At 41.7% G+C, this 4,344-nt stretch carries 7 protein-coding genes; 5 read left to right on the plus strand and 2 right to left on the minus strand.

Annotation, left to right across the window (positions count from 1 at the left end):
* Positions 1 to 52: helix-turn-helix domain-containing protein (locus IM477_RS22860; protein ID WP_353845525.1), on the minus strand; the 52-nt coding region annotated here is incomplete at its 3' end.
* Positions 53 to 143: 91 nt separating this feature from the next.
* Here IM477_RS22860 and IM477_RS02335 point away from each other — a divergent pair.
* The 4 genes from IM477_RS02335 (at position 144) to IM477_RS02350 (ending at position 3,354) form a co-directional block, all read left to right on the plus strand.
* The gene (locus IM477_RS02335) at positions 144 to 545 is read left to right on the plus strand and encodes an Npun_F0494 family protein (RefSeq protein ID WP_287730405.1); all 402 of its coding nucleotides are present in this window, start codon (positions 144 to 146) and stop codon (positions 543 to 545) included.
* A gap of 179 nt (positions 546 to 724) precedes the next feature.
* Positions 725 to 2,200, plus strand: a complete 1,476-nt coding sequence (cobQ, locus tag IM477_RS02340) for a cobyric acid synthase CobQ (RefSeq protein WP_287730406.1) — start codon at positions 725 to 727, stop codon at positions 2,198 to 2,200.
* Positions 2,201 to 2,209: 9 nt separating this feature from the next.
* Positions 2,210 to 2,449: a 2Fe-2S iron-sulfur cluster-binding protein gene (locus tag IM477_RS02345; RefSeq protein WP_287730407.1), complete on the plus strand. Its 240-nt coding sequence runs from the start codon at positions 2,210 to 2,212 to the stop codon at positions 2,447 to 2,449.
* Positions 2,450 to 2,736: 287 nt separating this feature from the next.
* Entirely contained in the window at positions 2,737 to 3,354 is a 618-nt protein-coding gene (locus IM477_RS02350; RefSeq protein ID WP_147070816.1) for a class I SAM-dependent methyltransferase, read from the plus strand.
* Between the two features lie 100 nt (positions 3,355 to 3,454).
* Here the strand turns inward: IM477_RS02350 and IM477_RS02355 are convergent, their stop codons facing one another.
* A complete protein-coding gene (locus IM477_RS02355; RefSeq protein WP_287730408.1) occupies positions 3,455 to 4,159 on the minus strand; it encodes a cytochrome b/b6 domain-containing protein in 705 nt (234 codons plus the stop codon).
* A 90-nt stretch (positions 4,160 to 4,249) separates the two neighbouring features.
* On the opposite strand from IM477_RS02355, the gene IM477_RS02360 reads away from it, so the two are divergent.
* Positions 4,250 to 4,344: helix-turn-helix domain-containing protein (locus tag IM477_RS02360; protein ID WP_185240746.1), on the plus strand; the 95-nt coding region annotated here is incomplete at its 3' end.

Below are 4,344 nucleotides of genomic sequence, written 5' to 3' on the forward strand. Positions count from 1 at the left end.
GCGACTCTTGTGTTGGTGTGGGGTAAAATCGAAACGAATAGGCTTTTTCCATACCTCACATTTTAGCATATATTTCGTAAATGTGCTAATATTTAACAGTAAAGCCAACCTAGAACGACGGGGTTTCAGACCCAAAATTTCCGATGAGCCTATCGACTCCCACCGTTACCGCGATCAATTATCCCGATGCTACCATCACTAGGGCCCAACGGGCCCTCTGTTGTTCTCCTTTCCGTCTTACCCTATTCGCCGCTATGCTTGAGCAAAGTGTATCACTTTTAAGCATTCCGGGTGCTGGGGGTTTAGAGAAAGGTTATACTTCCAGACTGCTGACGGAAGCGGCAGCGGAAAGCTATCTTCTCTGGTTGATTAAAGTGGGAATTTTGCGGCGCGAAGTAGATGGACAGGGGATAACCGATAGTTTTCGTCTCACTCCTTTAGGAAGGAAATTAATAGAAAAATGGCAACCCCAAGGGGACTTTTTCCCTCAACCCACTTTCTGGCAAAGATTTTTCAATACTCTGCAACGTTGGTTTTCTTTTTAATGCTGTCAGGAGGCGGTCGGCAGGAGTCGGGAGTCGGGAGTCGGGAGGAGATAGGGTGATAGGGTTTTGGGGTGATAGGGTGATGAGACAACTTCCCCATCTCCCCATCTCCCCACTTCCCAATTCATAATTCATAATTCCTAATTACCAAAAATTAAATACTCAACCCAAAAAACTAGATGAAAGCAATTATGGTAGTGGGGACAACCTCCCACGCGGGTAAATCTTTTTTAACTGCGGCTTTATGTCGTTTATTCAACCGGAAAGGTTGGCAGGTAACACCCTTTAAAGGTCAGAATATGGCCCTTAATGCCTATGTTACCGCCGGAGGGGGAGAAATGGGTCACGCCCAGGCGGTGCAAGCATGGGCCGCGGGGACAATTCCCCGGGTAGAAATGAACCCAATTTTATTAAAACCCCAGGGAAATATGACCTCTCAGGTGATTATTAAAGGCAAGGCTGTTGGTGTCACCACGGCAGCGGATTATTATCAGAATTATTTTGAGCAAGGTTGGCAAGCAATTAAAGAATCTTTAGCTAAATTATCAACAGAATTTGATCTAGTTGTCTGTGAAGGTGCGGGAAGTCCGGCGGAAATAAATCTCAAACATCGCGATTTAACTAATATGCGGGTGGCTAAATATCTCGATGCCGCTACTATTTTAGTGGTGGATATTGATCGCGGGGGGGCTTTTGCTCACGTCGTCGGTACGTTAGAATTATTAGAACCGGAGGAAAGAGCTTTAATTAAAGGTATTGTGATCAATAAATTTCGCGGACAAAAATCTCTCTTAGATTCAGGGATTACTTGGCTAGAAAATTATACCAAAATTCCCGTGTTGGGAGTTCTTCCCTATAGTGATATCTTTTTAAGTGCCGAGGATTCTCTCAGTTTACTCGATCGCCCCGCCCAAAAACCCAAAGCTGAAGTAAATATCAGTGTCATTCGTCTGCCTCATATCGCTAATTTTACTGATTTTGACCCTCTCTGTGGCGAAGCAACGGTCAATGTACGTTATCTAGAATTACAGGAATCTTTAGGTGATCCCGATGGGGTAATTATCCCCGGTTCTAAAACCACTGTCGCTGATTTAATTGCTCTTAATCAAAGTGGTATGGCTAATCAATTACAAGCCTATCACCAAAGGGGAGGTATTATCTTTGGCATCTGTGGTGGTTTGCAAATGTTAGGGCGATTAATCCTGGATCCTGACCATCGAGAAGGTCCCGAAAGTGAGGCAGCTGGCTTAAATTTACTGCCCTTAAAAACGGTAATTACTGCCGAAAAAATTACCCGTCAACGACAAGTTTTATCCAATTATCCCCAAGCTGGTTTACCGGTAATGGGATACGAAATTCACCAGGGAATAAGCGAATGGGAAAGTGAATCGGGTTATCAAAAAATGTTCGAGGAAGATGCTAGTCTGGGAATTGTCAATGATTCTCTCTCAATTTGGGGCTGTTATTTACATGGTATCTTTGATAATGGTTCTTGGCGAAGAACTTGGCTAAATCATCTGCGTCAGCGTCGCGGTTTATTATCTTTGCCTACGGGAATTGCTAACTATAGTGAACAAAGAGAAATAACCCTAGATGCTATGGCTAATTTAGTGGAAGAACATTTAAATCTTAAACCTATTTTTTCTCATTTGTAAGGAAAAATTATGACTATTTTAGTGCGTTTTTTACCCGATGATATCATCATAGAAGCGGAAACGGGAGAACTATTATTAGATGTGGCCAAAAAAGCAGGGATTGAAATTCCTACCGGCTGTTTAATGGGTTCCTGTCACGCTTGCGAGGTAGAATTAGATGATGGTACTCAAATTTGTAGTTGTATTACTGGTATCCCCGGCGATCGAGATTCTTTAACCGTTCATTTATACTCCGATCCGCTTTGGTAGTTGTTAAAGTTTTCTGATAACAGAAGTCAGCTATTAATGTTAAGTTTACGACTTCTAACTAGGAGAATAATGGCTCGGCGACTTCTCGTCTAAGGGAAGGTTTTTGATTTTTGCAAGATGTCCATTGACAATAGTATATGCAATATATTCATAAAATACTATGGTATATCGTATCAATGGGATGTGACAATAAATTTCACTAAACCCTTGACAAAAGTGACTTTTTGTATTACCGTGCGATAGTGGTGATGCCACGCAAAATACTTACATATTAACTATCTTAAAATATGTCAGATTATTATCATTATCAAAATTCTTGCTGTGGGACTGCCCACGCTTATTTGCTACCTTCTCTAAGTCAGATTTTTGCCGATCTTGCTCCTCCTGAAAAGCGTATTTTTGATCTCGGTTGTGGCAACGGTTCGATCGCTAATTGGTTATCAGAAAAAGGATTTCAAGTCAGTGGCTGCGATCCTTCCGAATCGGGGATAGCAGAGGCAAAAAAAGCCTATCCTGAACTTGATCTATACGTTGGCTCCGCCTATGATGATCTGGCTAGTAAATTTGGTACTTTTCCGCTGCTAATTAGTTTGGAAGTGGTAGAACACGTCTATGCCCCGCGCGATTATGCTAAGACGGTTTATAATCTGCTGCAACCGGGAGGATATGCGCTGATATCCACTCCCTATCATGGTTATCTCAAAAATTTGGCCCTAGCGGCTACGGGTAAGATGGACGAGCATTTTACCGCTCTTTGGGATCACGGACATATTAAATTTTGGTCTGTCAAAACTATCACACAACTGTTAACAGAAGCTAATTTATCGTTAGAGAAAGTCTATCGTATTGGTCGTATTGCTCCCTTAGCGAAGACGATGATTATTCTCGCTCGTCGGGGTCAATAAATCATACTAAATCCTATTTAAAAGGTATAGGAGAGGTGGGAGCAGGGAATTTGAGCATTTGTACTAAAATTCCCAATACGCAGTTTAAATACAGTACAGCTTAGTCAAACTTTGGAACAATCCAAGCCGCTATAATAGCCAATAAAACAACAATTTCTAAAATTTTATATAAGTTAAGGGATTGTAGCCACTGAAAAATCTTAGCTAGACGCAAACTTAACCCCCATTGACGTAATTGAGATAACCATAATTTCGGGCTATCTTGTTCACGAAAACGCCATTTAAGGATAGATAATAACAGGGGAACCCCTCCCACTTTAGCAGTCATGAGCAGGTGCAGGATCAGACATACTGCCATAATTAACCAACTGAGCAAATGGGCATAATACCAAAAGTGATTCAATTCCCCTTCCGGTAGCCATTTGGAATCCATCATCCGACCACTATACAAGGCAAAAGTTAGGGCAAAAAGAGTCAAAGTATTGACTAAACGATGGAGACTATACCACCAAATCGGCTTACCAAATTGGGTTAATTTGTTAAGAGAATCACTTTGAATTAATCTTTTGTTGCCCCGACGAAAAGCATAGATAGCAAAAACGGGAAAGATAATCAGGGTATAGAGGCCAAAAGTGCCGTGAATACTTTCAATTTCTCCATATTCTGGTAAGGGCAGTTTTAACCAACGACCGTCAAAAGTATCATAGGTCCAATAGGCCGTAACCATGGCGGCAATGAGGGCAATTCCCGTGAATCCGTGCAGAATTCGCAGTAAAAGAGGTTGATAAGGTTGATTAGTTTTCATCGAAAAACTGGGTCTGAAACCCCGCCGTTCTAGGTTGGCTTTACTGTTAAATATTAGCACATTTACGAAATATATGCTAGAATGTGAGACATGGAAAAAGCCTATTCGTTTCGATTTTACCCCACACCCGAACAAGAGTCGCTATTGCGGCGCACATTGGGCTGTGTAAGATTGGTTTACAATAA

Origin of the sequence: Microcystis sp. M090S1, from assembly GCF_020246295.1 — a bacterium.
Lineage (GTDB): Bacteria > Cyanobacteriota > Cyanobacteriia > Cyanobacteriales > Microcystaceae > Microcystis > Microcystis aeruginosa.

Excerpts from the sequence above, each read along its gene's own strand:
- IM477_RS02335 (WP_287730405.1), top strand. The coding sequence starts at position 144 with ATGAGCCTATCGACTCCCACCGTTACCGCGATCAATTATCCCGATGCT.
- cobQ (WP_287730406.1), top strand. The coding sequence starts at position 725 with ATGAAAGCAATTATGGTAGTGGGGACAACCTCCCACGCGGGTAAATCT.
- IM477_RS02345 (WP_287730407.1), top strand. The coding sequence starts at position 2,210 with ATGACTATTTTAGTGCGTTTTTTACCCGATGATATCATCATAGAAGCG.
- IM477_RS02350 (WP_147070816.1), top strand. The coding sequence starts at position 2,737 with ATGTCAGATTATTATCATTATCAAAATTCTTGCTGTGGGACTGCCCAC.
- IM477_RS02355 (WP_287730408.1), bottom strand. The coding sequence starts at position 4,159 with ATGAAAACTAATCAACCTTATCAACCTCTTTTACTGCGAATTCTGCAC.